Annotated in this window: 17 protein-coding genes; 4 read left to right on the top strand and 13 right to left on the bottom strand. The window is 66.2% G+C overall.

The annotated features are described in order from the left end of the window. The first annotated feature begins 13 nt into the window (after window positions 1-13). Window positions 14-1,006: an AraC family transcriptional regulator gene (locus J2X67_RS00085; RefSeq protein WP_309949425.1), complete on the top strand. Its 993-nt coding sequence runs from the start codon at window positions 14-16 to the stop codon at window positions 1,004-1,006. A gap of 24 nt (window positions 1,007-1,030) precedes the next feature. Next, window positions 1,031-1,588, top strand: a complete 558-nt coding sequence (locus J2X67_RS00080; protein WP_309949423.1) for a thioredoxin domain-containing protein — start codon at window positions 1,031-1,033, stop codon at window positions 1,586-1,588. Here the strand turns inward: J2X67_RS00080 and J2X67_RS00075 are convergent. The 10 genes from J2X67_RS00075 to J2X67_RS00030 form a co-directional block, all read right to left on the bottom strand. Then, window positions 1,585-3,033, bottom strand: coding sequence for a catalase (locus tag J2X67_RS00075; protein WP_309949422.1), 1,449 nt, complete (start codon window positions 3,031-3,033; stop codon window positions 1,585-1,587). The two genes, J2X67_RS00080 and J2X67_RS00075, sit on opposite strands and share 4 nt — an antisense overlap. Before the next feature lie 99 nt (window positions 3,034-3,132). Continuing rightward, on the bottom strand, window positions 3,133-3,714 hold the full coding sequence (locus J2X67_RS00070) for an AraC family transcriptional regulator (protein WP_309949421.1): 582 nt from the start codon (window positions 3,712-3,714) through the stop codon (window positions 3,133-3,135). A gap of 19 nt (window positions 3,715-3,733) precedes the next feature. Next, window positions 3,734-4,555, bottom strand: coding sequence for an alpha/beta hydrolase (locus J2X67_RS00065; RefSeq protein WP_309949419.1), 822 nt, complete (start codon window positions 4,553-4,555; stop codon window positions 3,734-3,736). A 59-nt stretch (window positions 4,556-4,614) separates the two neighbouring features. Then, the gene (locus J2X67_RS00060) at window positions 4,615-5,160 is read right to left on the bottom strand and encodes a DNA starvation/stationary phase protection protein (RefSeq protein WP_309949417.1); all 546 of its coding nucleotides are present in this window, start codon (window positions 5,158-5,160) and stop codon (window positions 4,615-4,617) included. Window positions 5,161-5,199: 39 nt separating this feature from the next. Next, entirely contained in the window at window positions 5,200-6,795 is a 1,596-nt protein-coding gene (locus J2X67_RS00055; protein ID WP_281147481.1) for an MFS transporter, read from the bottom strand. Continuing rightward, a complete protein-coding gene (locus J2X67_RS00050; RefSeq protein WP_309949415.1) occupies window positions 6,788-7,183 on the bottom strand; it encodes a DoxX family protein in 396 nt (131 codons plus the stop codon). Before J2X67_RS00050 ends, J2X67_RS00055 begins: the two co-directional genes overlap by 8 nt. A gap of 5 nt (window positions 7,184-7,188) precedes the next feature. Next, on the bottom strand, window positions 7,189-9,078 hold the full coding sequence (locus J2X67_RS00045; RefSeq protein WP_309949413.1) for an amidohydrolase: 1,890 nt from the start codon (window positions 9,076-9,078) through the stop codon (window positions 7,189-7,191). Between the two features lie 104 nt (window positions 9,079-9,182). Further along, on the bottom strand, window positions 9,183-9,458 hold the full coding sequence (locus J2X67_RS00040) for a DUF1427 family protein (RefSeq protein ID WP_309949411.1): 276 nt from the start codon (window positions 9,456-9,458) through the stop codon (window positions 9,183-9,185). A gap of 17 nt (window positions 9,459-9,475) precedes the next feature. Then, window positions 9,476-10,129: a hydrolase gene (locus J2X67_RS00035; protein WP_309949410.1), complete on the bottom strand. Its 654-nt coding sequence runs from the start codon at window positions 10,127-10,129 to the stop codon at window positions 9,476-9,478. A 155-nt stretch (window positions 10,130-10,284) separates the two neighbouring features. Beyond that, window positions 10,285-11,004, bottom strand: coding sequence for a pirin family protein (locus tag J2X67_RS00030; RefSeq protein ID WP_309949408.1), 720 nt, complete (start codon window positions 11,002-11,004; stop codon window positions 10,285-10,287). Window positions 11,005-11,167: 163 nt separating this feature from the next. Here J2X67_RS00030 and J2X67_RS00025 point away from each other — a divergent pair, with 163 nt between their 5' ends. Then, complete coding sequence (locus tag J2X67_RS00025; RefSeq protein WP_309949407.1) at window positions 11,168-12,076, top strand: LysR family transcriptional regulator; 909 nt, start codon at window positions 11,168-11,170, stop codon at window positions 12,074-12,076. A 22-nt stretch (window positions 12,077-12,098) separates the two neighbouring features. Here the strand turns inward: J2X67_RS00025 and J2X67_RS00020 are convergent, their stop codons facing one another. The 3 genes from J2X67_RS00020 to J2X67_RS00010 form a co-directional block, all read right to left on the bottom strand. Further along, a complete protein-coding gene (locus J2X67_RS00020; protein ID WP_309949405.1) occupies window positions 12,099-13,019 on the bottom strand; it encodes an AraC family transcriptional regulator in 921 nt (306 codons plus the stop codon). Window positions 13,020-13,126: 107 nt separating this feature from the next. Continuing rightward, complete coding sequence (locus J2X67_RS00015; protein ID WP_309949403.1) at window positions 13,127-14,392, bottom strand: MFS transporter; 1,266 nt, start codon at window positions 14,390-14,392, stop codon at window positions 13,127-13,129. A 17-nt stretch (window positions 14,393-14,409) separates the two neighbouring features. Then, window positions 14,410-15,060 carry a glutathione S-transferase family protein gene (locus J2X67_RS00010; RefSeq protein ID WP_309949401.1) on the bottom strand — a complete coding sequence of 217 codons (651 nt, stop codon included), beginning with the start codon at window positions 15,058-15,060 and terminating at the stop codon, window positions 14,410-14,412. Window positions 15,061-15,249: 189 nt separating this feature from the next. Here J2X67_RS00010 and J2X67_RS00005 point away from each other — a divergent pair. Then, the coding region (locus J2X67_RS00005; RefSeq protein ID WP_309949400.1) for a cytochrome ubiquinol oxidase subunit I at window positions 15,250-15,944 on the top strand (695 nt) is incomplete at its 3' end.

Genomic DNA, 15,944 nt, shown 5'->3' with positions numbered 1-15,944 from the left:
TGTTCATCCGCCCATGCACGTCGAAAGCGACCATTCAGCGCAAAGCAGAAACCTGCCTCCCCCGGCCCGGCAAGCCTCGTCGCTGCGTGTCGCTCCGGCGCCCAAGGACACCTTGGGCTGCATGTCCAGCCACCTGCAACGGGACCAGGGCCTTTGCGCGAACGGAATCGAGATCCATCGCAAGACGATGGCTACGCAGCATCTCCACTACGTGGAGACGGAGTGCAGCGCTCGCGGCGTGCTGCTGGGCATTTCGATGCGAGACGGCCACAGCCGGCGTGTCGTTTCGGGGCGGCATGCGTCGTGCCACGATTTCGACAAGGGCTCCATCTACATTCGCGGTTTTTCCGAGCGCTATCGCGCCGACATCCAGCGCCCTTTCGACTTTGTGCTGCTCGAAATTTCGCAGGCCAGCCTGGACCGTGCCATCGAGGACAAGCAGGGAAAGCGCGTCGGCAGCCTCGTCCATTTGGCGGGTGTCCGTGACGACGTGCTGCTCAATCTTGCGGAAGCCCTGACGCCCGCGCTCGAGCACCCCGCTGGCGCGAGCATGCTGTTCGTCGAGCAGTTGAGCATTGCCATGACGAGCTATCTCGTCGAGACCTACGGCGGCGCGGCGCCCACGACACCCAGGACCAACCGCATCCTGTCGCGCTCGCATGAGGCAAGGGCAAAGGAGATGCTGCGCAGCAGAATCGACGGCAGCATTTCGATTACCGAGATTGCCGATGCGTGCGGGCTTTCGCGCAGCTACTTCATTCATGCGTTTCGCGAGACCACCGGGCACACGCCGCATCAATGGCTGATTGCACAGCGGCTGGAGCACGCGCGCGCGCTTCTCGTGAACGCGGAGACCTCGCTGGCCGAAGTTGCCGCGGCCTGCGGCTTTTCCGATCAAAGCCACTTCACCCGCGTTTTCTCCCAGCATTCGGGCGTTCCGCCAGGCATCTGGCGGCGCAGGATGCGGGTTGGAAACCAGGACCGGCCTTTTCCCCCATCCAACTGACACACCCTCCCTTCGCAAGGCCGTATGACGACATCGCCTCAGCCCCGTTCAGTTCTCGTTCCCGATCCGGCGGTCGACCACATTGCCGGCCCCGCCTCGGCCCCGGTCACCGTTGTCGAGTTCGGTGATTTCGAGTGCCCGTCCTGCCGCCAGGCGCATCCGGCGGTGCAGTTCATGCTGCAGCACTTCGGAGAGCGCGTGCGCTTTGTCTTCAGGCACTTTCCGTTGCGCGAGGTCCATGCGCATGCAGAACTGGCGGCAGAGGCCGCCGAGGCAGCAGGTGCGCAGGGACGCTTCTGGCCTTACGCCGACTTGCTCTTCAACCACCAGAACCAGCTCGACGCGCGCCATTTGAGCGGCTACGCGGCGCAGCTTGGCCTGGACATGCCGCGCTTCGAAAACGAACTGAAAGACGGCGTGTACCGCCAACGCGTGCAAGAGCAGATCGAAATCGGCAATCGCTTGCACGTGCGGGCCACGCCCACCTTCTACGTGAACGAGAACTTCACGGACGTGTCCTTCGGGCTGCAGCAGCTGCGAGACACCATCCAGCGCCTGCTCGACAGCCCGCAAGCGGGCTAAAGACCAAGCCGCTGCGCCACGCCCTCGCCCAGCGAGGCGTCGACCAGCCTGAAGTGCGCCACCTGGCGCCGCTGGATGGCGTCGGGCACGCCGGCCATCGAGCGGGCAATGTTCTCGAACAGGCGCTGCCTGTGGTCCTCGTCCATGCCGCGGTACAAGACGGCCGCCTGCGCGTGGTCGCCCAGCCCCTGCCGGTCATCGAAGCGCATGGCATCGCCTTGCAGCGGCATCGGCGGCTCGGCCAGCGTGCGGTCGGGGCGCGGGCCTCCGAACGAGTTGGGCTCGTAGTAGGCATCGGTGCGCGGCGGAACATCCAGCCGCATGGCGCCGTCGGCATGGTAGGTATGCACCGGCGACAGGGGCCGGTTGACAGGCAGCGCCTCGTGATGCGTACCGACGCGGTAGCGCTGCGCATCGGCATAGGCCAGCAGCCGCCCCTGCAGCAGCTTGTCGGGCGAAAAGCAGATGCCCGGCACGATGTTGGCCGGATTGAAGGTGGCCTGTTCGACCTGCGCAAAATAGTTGTCGGGGTTGGCGTTCAGCTCAAGAACGCCGACTTCGACCGGCGGAAACTCAGCCTGCGGCCAGACCCTGGTGGCGTCGAAGGGGTTGAACGGCAACTGCGCCGCCTGTGCCTCGCTCATCACCTGGATCTGCAGCGACCAGCGCGGGCATTCGCCTTTTTCGATGGCGTCGAACAGGTCGCGCTGCGCGCTCTCGCGGTCGTCGGCAATCACCTCGCGGGCCTGCGCATTCGTGAGGCACCGAATACCCTGCAGCGTCTTGAGGTGGAACTTGACCCACACCCTTTCATTGGCGGCATTGACCAGCCCGAAGGCATGCGCGCCATAGCCGTGCATGTGCCGAAAGCCCGCCGGCAGGCCGCGGTCCGAGAACAGCATCACGATCTGGTGCAGGCTCTCGGGAGACAGCGACCAGAAATCCCAGGTTGCGGTGGGCGAGCGCAGGTGCGTTACGGGGTGCCGCTTCAGCGCGCGCACCAGGTCCGGAAATTTCTGTGGATCGCGTATGCAGGCCACCGGCAAGTGGCTGCCGACGAGGTCCCAGTTGCCCTCTTCGGTATAGGCCTTCAAGGCGAAGCCGCGCAGGTCGCGCTCTGCGTCGGCGCAGCCCTGTTCGCCGGTCAACCCCGAGAAGCGAACCAGCACCGGCGTGATTTGCCCCGGCTGCAGCACCCGCGCCCGCGTGTAGCCCGAGATGTCGCCCGTGATTCGCAGCGTGCCGAAGGCGGCCGCGCCCTTGGCGTGCAGCACCCGCTCGGGAATGCGTTCGCGCGCCAGGTAGGCGAGCTTTTCGCTCATCTGGTAGTCCTGCCGCAGGATGGGACCGCGCGGGCCCGCGGTGATCGAGTGCTGGCTGTCCGCGACGGGCGCGCCGCTGGCCGTGGTCAAGGTGGGTGGCCTGCGATGGGGCTGGGTCGTCATTGAGTTATCGGGTGCGGGGTTGTCTCGACTCGTGTGTACCGCGCCCCGGAGCGCCCGTCTTGAACAAGAGTCGCCCGCCGTGCACCCTTGCCGGGCGCACTAATGTGCAAAGCGGCCGCGGGCCCGCTCGGGCTTGTTTCCGAAGCGATGGACCAGGTGGGCGCATATGGCGATGGCCAGGTGTTCGCTCACGGCGGAGCTTTCGCGCCGCGGGCCGTCGAGCAGCGCCAGCACCGCCGCGCCCAGGTTTTCCATGACCGGATCGACGAGCCCCGGCGGGCATGCAAGGCCGCACACACGCGGCAGGCCCGCGGCGTCGGTCACGGCGTCCATCAGTGCGCGCGGCACGTAAAAATGAAGGGCGTCCAGCGGACTGCCCAGGTAGCTTGCGACCTCGTCGCGCAGGTCGACGATGCTGATGGCGCCGCGCGCATAGCCGCGCACCACCGATGGCCGGCCGCGCACCCACAACTCGTGGTGGCCCACGCCGGCCAGGTGCAGGGTGACCACGAAGGCGTCCTCGGGAGGAATCTCTTGCTTCATGCCCAGCTGGTCGCGCCGGCAGGTGATGCGCGTTGCGACGAAAGGCGCCTTGGGCGCCGGCAGCATTACCAGAGCGGGCACGGAAGGCAGCTCGAAGTAGCGCCCCAGGAGGTCGCCATAAGCGCCTTGCGTGCCCATGTTCTCGCCGCCCCCCGGATCAGCCCTGGATGAACGCGAGCAGATCGGCGTTCAGCTGGTCCTTATGGGTGGTGCTGGTGGCATGCGGCGCGCCCTCGTACACCTTGAACTGGCTGCCCTTGATCATCTTGGCCGCAAGCCTGCCTGTGGCATCGATCGGCACCACCTGGTCGTCGTCGCCGTGAATCACGAGCGTGGGCACGTCGATCATGGCCATGTCGGGGCGGAAGTCGGTTTCCGAAAACGCGGTCACGCAATCGATCGTGGCCTTGATCGAGGCTTGCAGCGCAATTTGCAGCGTCTGCTTGAAGACGCCCTGCGACACGCTGGCGCCGGGGCGGTTGGTGCCGTAGAAGAGCGTGCTGAAGTCGTCCAGAAACTGCGGGCGGTCGGTGGCCAGGCCTGCGCGGATGCTCGCGAACAGCGATGCGTCGGGGCCCACGGGGTGGTCTTCGGTCTTCATGAACAGCGGCGTCACGGCGCTGATGAGCGCCAGCTTTGCCACGCGTGCGCTGCCCTTGCGCGCGATGTAGCGGGTTACATCGCCGCCGCCCATCGAGAAGCCGGCAAGCACGACGTTCTTCAGGTCGAGCTTCTCGATCAGCTCGGCGATGTCGTCGGCAAAGGTGTCGTAGTCATAGCCCGTCCAGGGCTGGCTCGAACGGCCGAAACCGCGGCGGTCGAATGCAATAGCGCGGTAGCCGCGTTCGGCGAAGAACAGCATCTGCGCGTCCCACATGTCGGCGCTGAGCGGCCAGCCGTGGCTGAAGAGGATGGGCTGGCCCGTGCCCCAGTCTTTGTAGTAGAGCTCGGTGCCGTCGCGCAATGTGAGTGTGGTCATGCTTTTTGTGTTGGATTGGATTGAAGGAAAAGACGGGAATTCGACAGGTGCAGGCGTTTTCAGCTCTGGCGCACCGATTCGAAAAGAAACCATGTGCGCTGCTCGGCCTCGTCGATCCAGTTTTCGAGCAGGCTGGCCGTGGCCACGTCGCCGTACTCGTCGCATACGCCGTGGGTCGCGCGCATGAAGCCGGCCAGGCGCTGGTTGTCTTCGCGGAGCTCGGCGAGCATGCCGATGGGCGTCACAAAGTCGGCATCGTTGTCCGACAGGCGCTGCAGGCGTGCGGCATGCCCGGTGGAGCGCAGCGTGGTGCCGCCTACCTTGCGCACGCGCTCGGCAATGGGGTCGACCGTGGCAAAGATCTGGTCGGCCTGCTCGTCGAGCAGCAGGTGGTAGTCGCGAAACGACGGGCCCGACATGTGCCAGTGGAAGTTCTTCGTCTTGAAGTACAGCGCGAACACGTCGGCCAGCAGCAGGTTGAGCGCGGCGGAAATGTCGCGCGTGGCGTCTGCGCCAAGATCGCTTGGCGTATGCAGCGGCGCCTGGCGGCGCGCCTTGGTTGACTTGACGGACTTGATGGACTTGGCGGTTTTCGGATTGGCCATGTTTCGATTCGAAGGTTGGTTGAAAGGCACTGAAGAAGATCAGAGGGAAAGAAAGTGGTGCACCTCGGGCTTTCCGGGGCCGATATGAAAGCGCACGGCTTCGTTCTGCAGGTCGGCATCGGCATGCGACACGCGCTGGTGCTGGCGCAGGTGCTCGGCCCATGACTCGACGAGAAACCACTCCATCACCCGCTCCGGGTCGCCCGTGTGCTCGGTCACGCCCCATGCGTAGGCGCCGTCGCGGCGGCGCTCGAGCGACAGGCGCCTTACCGCCTCCATGAACGCAGGGCGGTCTTCCTTGCGAATGCGGTATTCGACCTGCACCATTACCGGCCCGCGGTCATGCGCGACGGGTTCGGCCAAGAGAGGCTCGGGCCAGTGGTTGGAAGCCTGCAGGTCGGCCTCCCCGGCGGGCAGGCGCACCCGGTGGAAGATGAGGCCCGCCACCACCAGGCCCACGGCGCCAGCCACCAGCGTGTACGGCACGCCGATCTGCTGCGCGACCAGTCCCCAGCCCAGGCTGCCGGCCGCCATTGCGCCGTTGAACACGGTGAGGTACACGGCCAGCCCGCGGCCGCGCACCCAGTTCGGCAAGATGGATTGCGCCACGCCGTTGAGCGTGGTGAGCGCAATGATCCAGCCCAGGCCCAGCAACAACAGCAGCACCACCGCAAGCCACTGCGGCGGCGCAAAAACCAGCCCGCCCATCACGGCCGCGCTGAGCAGCGAGGCCAGCAACAGCATGCCGTCCGCATCGAGCCGGGCACGCAGCCGCGGCATGACCAGCGCACCGCCGATGGCACCCGCACCCACGGCGCCGAGCAGCACGCCGTAGAAACCGGCGGTGCCGCCGAGCATCTGGCGCGCCACCAGGGGCAGCAGCGCCCACACGGAGCTTGCGAACAGAAAGAACACCGCCGCGCGCAGCAGCACCACATGCAGCTCTTTGCTCGCCCGCGTGTAGCGGATGCCCGCGCGGAAGGCGCCGAAGAAGTTTTCCGACAGGCCGGTATCGGCGGCCGCGGGGCGCTTCCACCACAGCAGCGCCGCAATGACGAATGCATAGCTCAGCACGTCGATGCCGTAGGTCACTGCCGCGCCGAAGCTCGCCAGAATCAACCCGCCGGCCGCCGGCCCTATGGAACGCGCGATGTTGATGCCCAGCGAGTTGAGCGCCACCGCGCTCTTCAAGTCGCTGCGCGGCACGAGCTCGGGCACGATCGATTGCCACGTCGGCCCCATGAGCGCCGCGCCGATGCCGCCGACAAAGGTCAGCACGATCAGGTATTCGACAGTGAGCGCACCGGTGTGGGAGAGCACAAGCAAGGTGCCGCTCACGGCCGCAAGCACCAGTTGCACGAAGATCAGGAAGCGCCGCCGGTCGAGGATGTCGGAGAGCACGCCTGCCGGAATCGCAAGCAGAAAGATCGGCAGCGTGGCCGCGGTCTGGATCAGTGCCACCGCGGTCGGGTTTGCAGAAAGATCGGTCACCAGCCACGAGCTCGCCACGTCGCGCATGAAGCTGCCGATGTTGCCGAGCACGGTGGCTGCCCACAGCACCGCGAACACCGGCTGCCGCAGGGGAGCGAAGGCACCGGGCGGCGAAGCGGCGGCGCCCTTGGGGGAATCAGCCATGGGTGCGCTCCTTCAGGTCGAGCCAGGCCACCAGCACAAAGCCGCCCACCAGGCCCAGGTGCTCGAAGAACGAATTGGCCGCCATGAAGCGCTCGGGCTGCGGCATCTCCCAGAAGCGCAAGGCGACGAAGGTTGCCATCAGCGTGAAGCCGCCCAGCGCCAACGCGCCGAGCCAGCGCAGAAAGCCCGTGAGGATGAGCGCCGAGGCGCCCAGTTCCAGCACGATGACGGCCACGGCCAGCGGAGCCGCTGGCGACAGGCCGAAGTGGTTCATCTCGGCGATGGCCGCGTTGAAGTCCATGGCCTTGTTGAGTCCGCCCTGCAGGTAGGCCGCGCAGAGCATGAGCAAGGCAACCCAGCGCACTGCCGGTGAAGTGGTCCAGCGCATGGCCATCACACCGCCCAGCAGGCGCAGCCCAGCGCGCCCCAGAAGCTCTTCAGGTCCGCAATCGGCAGCTTGCTGCTCCACGCGGTTGCATGCTGGTGGCCGTGCACGTTGCAGTTGTTGGCACACGCACAGGCCATGGCCGCGTGGCGCATTGCCTTTTGCAGCGGCGCGCCCTCGGCATCGCCCCAGCCGGCATAGCCGCCGAAGCTGCGCACCGGCGACCAGTCGGGCATAGCCGGCGGCGGCACGCCTTCGTCGTGCGGCTTGAACGGACCCGCGGCATACACCACCTTGCCGCCGACCATGGTCAGGAGCGCCGTGGTGTCGGCAATGTCCGATTCGGGGCAGGCAAAGAAATCGCGATCAGGCACCACCAGGTCGGCCAGCATGCCCGCTTCGATGCGGCCCTTCTTGCCGACCTCGTTCGAAAACCAGGTGACGTTCTCGGTCCACATGCGAAGCGCGGCCTCGCGGTCCAGGCAGTTGCGCTGCGGGTAGAGCTGCATGCCGCCCACGGTCTTGCCGGTGACCAGCCACGACAGCGACACCCACGGGTTGTACGACGCAACGCGCGTGGCGTCGGTGCCCGCGGACACCTTCACGCCTTTTTCGAGCATGCGCTTCACCGGCGGCGTGGCTTCGGCCGCACCGGCGCCGTAGCGCTCGACGAAGTATTCGCCCTGGTAGGCCATGCGGTGCTGCACCGCAATACCGCCGCCCAACGCGGCGATGCGGTCGATCGATTTGTCGGAGATGGTTTCGCAGTGGTCGAAGAACCAGTTCAGGCCCGCAAGCGGCGTGTCGCGGTCGACCTTTTCGAACACGTCGAGCGCACGGTCGATGGTTTCGTCGTAGGTGGCGTGCAGGCGCCACGGCCACTTGTTCTGCACCAGCACGCGCACCACTTCTTCGAGCTCGCCTTCCATCTCGGGCGCCATGTCGGGCCGCGGCTGGCGAAAGTCTTCGAAGTCGGCTGCAGAGAACACCAGCATTTCGCCCGCGCCGTTGTGGCGAAAGTAGTCGTCGCCCTGCTTGTACTTCGACGTCGACGTCCAGTTGAGGAAGTCCTGCTTCTCCTGCTTGGGCTTTTGCGTGAACAGGTTGTAGGCCAGGCGAATGGTGAGCTGGCCGGCATCGGCCAGTTGCTGGATGACCTGGTAGTCCTCGGGAAAGTTCTGGAAGCCGCCGCCCGCGTCGATGGCGCCTGTAACGCCGAGGCGGTTCAGTTCGCGCATGAAGTGGCGCGTGGAGTTGAGCTGGTATTCGAACGGCAGCTTCGGCCCCTTGGCCAACGTGGCATAGAGGATGCTCGCGTTGGGCTTGGCAAGCAGCAGCCCGGTCGGGTTGCCGGCCGCGTCGCGCACGATCTCGCCGCCGGGCGGCGCGGGCGTGTCCCTGGTGTAGCCCACCGCGCGCAGCGCCGCGCCGTTGAGCAACGCACGGTCGTACAGGTGCAGCAGGAACACCGGCGTATCGGGCGCCACGGCATTGAGCTCGTCGATGGTCGGCAGGCGCTTTTCAACGAACTGGTGTTCGGTAAAACCGCCCACCACGCGCACCCATTGCGGCGCGGGCGTGATCGCCACCTGGCGCTTCAGCATCGCCATGGCGTCGGCCAGGCTGCGCACGCCGTCCCAGCGCAGCTCGAGGTTGAAGTTGAGGCCGCCGCGAATGATGTGCAGGTGGTTGTCGATGAGGCCCGGCAACACGCGCCTGCCCTGCAGGTCGATGACCCGGGTGTTGCCCGTTGCCAGCGAAAGAATGTCTTGCGCGCGGCCCACGTGGGTGAAGCGGCCATCGGTAATGGCCACGGTGTCGGCCACGGGGTTGGCGCGGTCCAGCGTGGTGAAGCGGCCGTTGTGCAGGATCAGTTGGGGGGCGGTGCTTCCGGCCATGTCGGGTGTCCTCGGAGATTTGGGTTGGGCCATTGCCGTTCCGGCAAATGCGGCGCCGAGCGTGCCTAGGCAGAGCCGGCGGCGTTGCTCGTCGAATGGATCGCTCATGCGTCTTCACCCGTTGCGGCGCCTGGGCGGCCTTTGGCGCATTGCGGCAGTTCGCCGAACACATGCGGCTTGACCTGGTGCCGCAGCCACGACGTGGCCACGGCATCGGGCTTGATGACGCTCTTGATGAGAGGCGGTATCTGCTCGCCGAGCAAGATACCGAGCAGCCCCACGAGGGCGATGACCGGCGGGGCCGGCGAGCGCACCTGGAACAGTGCGTAGATCACACCGACCAGCAGGCCGAGCGCGAGCGACAGGACGTAGGGCTTCATTGCTTTCACTCCAGCAATCAGCCTTCGTGGGCGCCGAACATGGTCTTGGCGTAAGTCACGCCCAGACCATAGGCGCCGCCGAACTTCTTCGCAATGCCGGTGGTGAGCTCGTAGGTGTCGGTGCGGGCCCAGTCGCGCTGCAGCTCCAGCAGGTATTGCAGCGAGGTCATCGGCTGCGCACCGGCCTGCACCATGCGGTCCATGGCACGGTTGTGCGCCTCGGTCGATACGTCGCCGCAGGCGTCGGCAATCACGAACACCTCGAAGCCCTGATCGATGGCCGACAGTGCAGGGCCGACGATGCACACGCCGGTCCACAGGCCCGACAGCACGATGCGCTTCTTGCCGATCTCGTTCACCCGGGCGATCACCGCGGCGTCTTCCCAGGTGTTCATCGAGGTGCGGTCGAGCATTTTCTGGCCCGGGAACGCATCGGTGATCTCGCTGAACATCGGGCCCGAAAAGCTCTTTTCAGCCACGGTCGTGAGGATGGTCGACACGCCGAAGCCGGCCGCTGCATTGGCCACCAGGGCGGCGTTGTTGCGCAGGTTGACCGCGTCGATCGAATGCGTGGCAAAAGCCATCTGCGACTGGAAGTCGATCATGACCAGCGTGTGATCGGCGGGGGTCAGCAGCTTGGAACCGGCGGTGGGGGTGGCTTTGATGGACATGGAGTTCTCCGGGAGTTTGGTGATTGAAAGTCGGTGATTGAAAAAATGGTCTTGCCTTGCATGCATCGTCGTTTCAGCGCCGATGCGTGTCTTGTCGATTAGTCGGGCCGTTTGGACATTTGCCGTCCGCGCCGGCCCTGGGCGCACATTCGTTGTCAGAAGGAAGGCAACTCATTCGGGCGCAGGTCGAACACCAGCACCTCGGCGCCCTCGCCCCGGGCGAGGTCGAGGCGCTGTTCGCCGCGCACCCGTGCACCATCGCCTTCACCCAGCCGCTGGCCGTTGACTTCGATCCTGCCGCGCGCCACATGCACATAGGCATGGCGATCGGGGCCGAGCGTGAGCGACGTGGATTCATCGCCGTCGAAGAGGCCTGCGTAGACGCGGGCGTCCTGGTGCACCGCCAGCGAACCATCGGTGCCCTCTGGCGAAACGATCAACCGCAGGCGGCCGCGCTTTTCTTCAGCCGCAAAGTGCACTTGCTGGTAGCGGGGAGCAACGCCCTTGGCGCCCGGCACGATCCAGATCTGCAGGAAGTGCAGCGGATCGGTGGCCGACGAATTGAATTCGCTGTGGCGCACGCCGGTGCCCGCGCTCATCATCTGCACGTCGCCGGGGCGAATGACGGAGCCGGTGCCCATCGAGTCCTTGTGCTCGAGCGCGCCGTCGAGCACGTACGAGAAGATTTCCATGTCGCGGTGCGGATGGGTGCCGAAGCCGCGGCCGGGATGCACGCGGTCGTCGTTGATCACCAGCAGGTCGGAGAAACCTTCTTGCTCCGGGTCGTGGTAGTGGCCGAAAGAGAAGGTGTGGCGGGACTTGAGCCAACCGAAGTCTGCGAGTCCGCGGTCATTGGCGCTGCGAATTTCCAACATGATCTGGGTCCTTGGTGGTCGTTGAGTTCGATCTGATTCACAATGGCCTCGAAGAGATCTTCCCGAGGCATGGCTGAATCATCTTTCTTTCAGTCGTGCCTTTTGACGAAACTTTTATCCGTTCATCATCGAATTTTTCGATGATTCATTTCCAAGGACTTCCGTGCTCAAGCTCAGTCTCGAAGCCATCGAACTCGTCGACGCCATTGCGCGCCACGGCTCCTTTGCCGCCGCGGGCGCGCGGCTGAACAAAGTGCCCTCGACCATCTCGTACGCGGTGGGCAAGCTCGAGGAACAGCTGGGCATGCTGCTGTTCGTGCGCAACGGGCCGCGCGTAACCCTTACGGCCGCCGGCGAAGAAATGCTGAAAGAAGGCCGCTGGCTGCTAGGCGCCGCGGGCGACCTCGAATCGCGCATGCGGCAAATTGCCACCGGATTCGAATCGGAGCTGCGGCTGGTTCACGATTCGCTGGTTCCCACGCAGGCGCTCATCGACGACATTCGCGCTTTCGAGGCACTGCGCTGCGGCACGCGGCTGCGCATTGGCTGCGAGGCGCTCACGGGCAGCTGGGAGGCATTGCGCGAAGGGCGCGCCGACATCGTCATTGCCGCCGGCGAAGGGCCTGCGGGCGGGGGCTACCAGGCGGTGATGGTGGGCAGCCTCGACTTCGCGTTTTGCGTGGCGCCGACGCATCCGCTGACCCGGCTCGACCGGCCGCTGCATCGCGGCGACCTGCTGGAGCACAACGCCATTGTGGTGAGCGACAGCGCACGCACCCTGTCCGACCGCACGGTGGGGCTGGTCGCGGGCCAGCACCGCGTTGCCGTACCGACCATGGCCGCCAAGATTGCTTGCCAGGCTGCGGGACTTGGCCACGGATTCCTGCCGCGGGCATGCATTGAAGGCGAACTGGCGCGCGGCACGCTCATCGAACTCCAGACCGAAGAGCCGCGCGCACCCGAGGCGTTCTGGCTGGCGTGGAAGACCGGCGCAAAGGGCAAGGCACTGCAGTGGTGGGTGAAGCAGTTGAACCGGCAGCTGGTGCCGGCGCTCTTGCCCAGGTCGGCCTGAAAACCCCGGGTCAGCCCCTGGATCAACCGACGTTCAGGCGCCGCCAGCGAGCGGGCGAAGTGCCCATGTGCGCGGTGAACACGCGCGTCAGATGGCTCTGGTCAGAAAAGCCGCAGCTGCTGGCGATCTCCGCAATCGGAACATCGGGATGCGCCAGCAGGCTGCGCGCCGCCTCAATGCGCTGCGCCACAAGCCATGCATGCGGCGTTTGGCCCGTCGTCTGCTTGAAGGCCTTGCTGAAGTGGCTGCGCGACAACGCGCATTCGCGAGCGGCGTCGGCCAGCGACACATCGTGGGCAAGGTGCTGCATCAGGAACTCCTTGGCCCGGCGCTCCTGCCAGGGCGCGAGGCCACGCACTCGAACCGGCGCCGGGCCGGGCACACCGCCATAGGCATGCACCACATGCGCCTTCAGCGCCATCGTCAAGTGATCGATGAACAGCCGGCTCGCGTCCTCCGGGTGCATCAGCACCGGCAGCATGGCACGGCCCAGATTGGCGACCACCGGGTCGAGCGTGCCGGTGGCGCAGCGCAAGCGGTCGACACGCGGCATCTCCATCTCTTCGGTAAACGCATCGATGGTTGCACGCGGCAGATGGAAGAACATCGAATGGAACGGGCTGCTCACGTAGGCCGAAGCGCGCTGCGACAGATCGGCAATGTGGAATGCGCCCTCTTGCTGCAGGCCGAGTTGCCGGGACTTGCCATCGTGCCGCACGATGCGCCGGCTGCCGCCCGAGTTGATTTCCACACTGAGCAGGAAAGCGTCTTCGGTGGGCAGCGGCGCCAGCACAAACAGATGCGGCAGCTCATAGCGCATGCGCGCAACGCCCAGCTCCGCCCCGCGATGCGACCTGCTCACGAGCGACTGGATTGCATCGATGCCGTACTGCGATGCGAGCCGTTGTCCGAATTTGCAGCCGGGGCCAAGGGGAGTCAGCATTTGGAAACGATGTGCAAGGCCACGATTGCCGATTGGGAAGACTGCATGGTAGCCAGTTGCTGTGCTGCCCGGCTGCGTCAAGGCGGCAACCCGCCTTCGCCGCACGGCTACTCGTCGTCCACCCGGTCCCGCCGCATGGCCCGCCAAAGCGCGAGGTCGTAGCCGATCTTCAGCAGCCCGCAGGCGATGAGCGGCAGCGAGATCCAGCCCGCTGCAAACAACGCGCCGCTGATCGTCGGGCTGATGGCCGCCGCGAGGCTGCGCGGCACGGCGGTGAAGCTCGCCGCGGCACTGCGCTCCGCCGGCGTGACCACGGCCATCACGTAGGCCGTTCGCGTGGGCACGTCCATCGAAGAAAGCGCACTGCGAACCATCAACAGGCCGAGCGCGATCGGCAAACTGGGCGCCAACGCCGCGAGCACCAGGCAGACGTTGGCCGGCAGGTGCGTGAAGACCATGGTGTTGAGCAGCCCGATGCGCCGGGCGACCACGGGTGCGGCAAGCTGCGATGCCGCACCGAGCAAACCGGTCCAGAAGAAGAACACGCCCGCTTGCGTCAGCGAGAGGCCGAAGCGCTCCAGCAGCCACAGCGACATCAGCGCGTTGATGGCCAGTCCGCCCGCAAACGAATCGACACTGAAGAGTGCTGCCAACCGCATTACCACGCGGCGGGACGGCCCGAGCGGGGCCGGTGCGACGGGCGCGCGCTCTGCGTCGGCGCTGCCGCCGGCGTGGGCTGGCAAGTTTCGGTAGAGCCAGAACACGGCCAGTCCGATGGCCGCATAGATCACGAACATTCCGCGCAGCGCATCGAGCCGCACGAGCTGGCTGTGCCGAACCAGCCAGTCGGGCACGGCTGCGGCCAAGGCACCCAATGCTGCACACAGCGCGCCCAACAGGCTGTAGCGCGCGAACAGTGCGGTGCGCGCATGGCCCTGCGCCGCCGCAGCGAGCCTGGCGTGCTCCAGCGGAAGAAACACGCTGACGTCGCCAGAACTGGGATTGAGCGTGCCGACCAGCGCGATGACCAGCAGCGGCCAAAACGAGGTGAAGCCCGCAAAGCCGAGGCCCGTGGCCGCCATCAGCAAGGCGGCGGCGCGAAGCAACCGGCCGCCTGCAAAACGATATCCCCAAGCGCCCACTGCAAGGGTAGCAAGGGCCGAGCCCAGCATCGTCGCCGTGGCAACGATGCCGACCTCCAGCGTGCCAAGGCCGATCGACAGCAGGTAGGCGGGCAACAACACGGCCATGTAGCCGTCGCCGAAAGCGCGCAGTCCGCGCGCGGCGAGCAAGGGGATGGCGCCCGGATCGACCCCGGCTGGCAGCAGGCTCGCAAGGCCGGTGCGAGCCGCGGGCGAAGGTGCGGCGCTCATCGGCTTTGCATCGAACGTCAGTTCGCGAGGGGCGCGGCGTTGATCGCCAGTTGCGCTGCAAACGCGCGCTGGTAGGCAGGCCGCGCTTCGCCGCGAGCGACGTACGCGGCCAGGCCGGGAAACTCGTTCAGCAAGCCCGACGGCCTGAGCCGAAGCAGCACCGACACCATCAGCAGGTCGCCTGCGGTAAAGCTGCCGTCCAGCCACTCGGCATTGCCCAGGCGGTCGGCCAGCTGGTTCAATCGGGCGCGCACACGGTCTTCGACGAGGGACAGGCGGTCGGCCTTCCAGGGCTTGTCGCCTTCCGCAAACTTGACGGTGACAAGCTCCAGGATGGGAAGCTCGACAGTATTGAGCGCCGCGAACATCCATGTGATGGCCCGCGCCCTTGCGTCGGCGTCAGGCGGAAACAGCCCCGGATGGCGCTCGGCGATATGCATCACGATGGAGCCGGTCTCGAACAGCGCGAGGTCGCCTTCCTCGTAGGTGGGAATCTGGCCGAAGGGATTCAGTGCCAGGTGCGCCGGCTCTTTCATCGCGCGGAAGGACACCAGGCGCACCTCGTAGGGCAACCCCGCTTCTTCCAAAGCCCAGCGCACGCGCGTGTCGCGCGCCAGGCCCTTGCCGCCGTCGGGCGAGCGTTCGAATGCAGTGATGGTGATGGTCATGGTGAACGTCCGTTTGGCCGAATGTAGCCGGACAAGCCGCGTTGAAAAAGCTGCCGGCGTCCGCAGGCGGTAGGGCAAAACGCCCAATTCCCCCAATCGCCGCGCGGCCGTGTAATAGCGGCAACCGACCGGCGCCGCCCACCATTCGGCTCACGAGCGTTGCGGCAACCCGGTCGAATGGAAACCGATATGGAACCCCTCGCCCTGCTGCTTGCCCGAATCCAGTTCGGCTTCACGATCTCGTTCCACATCCTGTTTCCGGCGCTCACCATCGGCCTGGCGAGCTACCTGGCCGTGCTGGAGGGCCTGTGGCTGCGCACCGGGCGCAAGGTCTACCTGGACCTGTACCAGTTCTGGATCAAGGTGTTTGCCGTGGCCTTCGGCATGGGCGTGGTCTCCGGGCTGGTCATGGCCTACCAGTTCGGCACCCACTGGAGCAACTTCTCGCGCTTTGCCGGCGGCGTGACCGGGCCGCTGCTGGCCTACGAGGTGCTGACCGCCTTCTTCCTGGAAGCAGGGTTCCTGGGCGTGATGCTCTTCGGGCGCGAACGCGTGGGCCCCGCCCTGCACTTCGTCTCCACCCTGGCCGTGGCCGTCGGCACCCTGATCTCCGCCACCTGGATCCTGGCCTCCAACAGCTGGATGCAAACGCCCCAGGGCCACGAGATCATCGACGGGCGCGTGGTGCCCGTGGACTGGCTGCGTGTCATCTTCAACCCCTCGTTCCCCTACCGGCTCGCCCACACCGTCACCGCCGCCTACCTGGCCACCGCGCTCATGGTCGGCGGGGCGGCCGCCTGGCACCTGCTGCGCGGGCGCGACAACACCCGCGTGCGCACCATGCTGTCGATGGCCCTGTGGATGCTCCTGGCCGCCGCGCCGCT

Source organism: Variovorax sp. 3319 (assembly GCF_031456585.1).
Lineage (GTDB): Bacteria > Pseudomonadota > Gammaproteobacteria > Burkholderiales > Burkholderiaceae_C > Variovorax > Variovorax paradoxus_P.
Note: the sequence above shows the minus strand (reverse complement) of the source record. Positions and strands in the feature narration are given on the sequence as shown.

What these genes read in the sequence shown, in the direction of transcription:
- J2X67_RS00020 (WP_309949405.1), bottom strand. Translation starts at nt 13,019, where the DNA reads ATGCTGACTCCCCTTGGCCCCGGCTGCAAATTCGGACAACGGCTCGCA.
- J2X67_RS00040 (WP_309949411.1), bottom strand. Translation starts at nt 9,458, where the DNA reads ATGAAGCCCTACGTCCTGTCGCTCGCGCTCGGCCTGCTGGTCGGTGTG.
- J2X67_RS00045 (WP_309949413.1), bottom strand. Translation starts at nt 9,078, where the DNA reads ATGGCCGGAAGCACCGCCCCCCAACTGATCCTGCACAACGGCCGCTTC.
- J2X67_RS00060 (WP_309949417.1), bottom strand. Translation starts at nt 5,160, where the DNA reads ATGGCCAATCCGAAAACCGCCAAGTCCATCAAGTCCGTCAAGTCAACC.
- J2X67_RS00080 (WP_309949423.1), top strand. Translation starts at nt 1,031, where the DNA reads ATGACGACATCGCCTCAGCCCCGTTCAGTTCTCGTTCCCGATCCGGCG.
- J2X67_RS00050 (WP_309949415.1), bottom strand. Translation starts at nt 7,183, where the DNA reads ATGCGCTGGACCACTTCACCGGCAGTGCGCTGGGTTGCCTTGCTCATG.
- J2X67_RS00035 (WP_309949410.1), bottom strand. Translation starts at nt 10,129, where the DNA reads ATGTCCATCAAAGCCACCCCCACCGCCGGTTCCAAGCTGCTGACCCCC.
- J2X67_RS00085 (WP_309949425.1), top strand. Translation starts at nt 14, where the DNA reads ATGCACGTCGAAAGCGACCATTCAGCGCAAAGCAGAAACCTGCCTCCC.
- J2X67_RS00075 (WP_309949422.1), bottom strand. Translation starts at nt 3,033, where the DNA reads ATGACGACCCAGCCCCATCGCAGGCCACCCACCTTGACCACGGCCAGC.
- J2X67_RS00030 (WP_309949408.1), bottom strand. Translation starts at nt 11,004, where the DNA reads ATGTTGGAAATTCGCAGCGCCAATGACCGCGGACTCGCAGACTTCGGT.
- J2X67_RS00070 (WP_309949421.1), bottom strand. Translation starts at nt 3,714, where the DNA reads ATGGGCACGCAAGGCGCTTATGGCGACCTCCTGGGGCGCTACTTCGAG.
- J2X67_RS00065 (WP_309949419.1), bottom strand. Translation starts at nt 4,555, where the DNA reads ATGACCACACTCACATTGCGCGACGGCACCGAGCTCTACTACAAAGAC.
- J2X67_RS00055 (WP_281147481.1), bottom strand. Translation starts at nt 6,795, where the DNA reads ATGGCTGATTCCCCCAAGGGCGCCGCCGCTTCGCCGCCCGGTGCCTTC.
- J2X67_RS00015 (WP_309949403.1), bottom strand. Translation starts at nt 14,392, where the DNA reads ATGAGCGCCGCACCTTCGCCCGCGGCTCGCACCGGCCTTGCGAGCCTG.
- J2X67_RS00010 (WP_309949401.1), bottom strand. Translation starts at nt 15,060, where the DNA reads ATGACCATCACCATCACTGCATTCGAACGCTCGCCCGACGGCGGCAAG.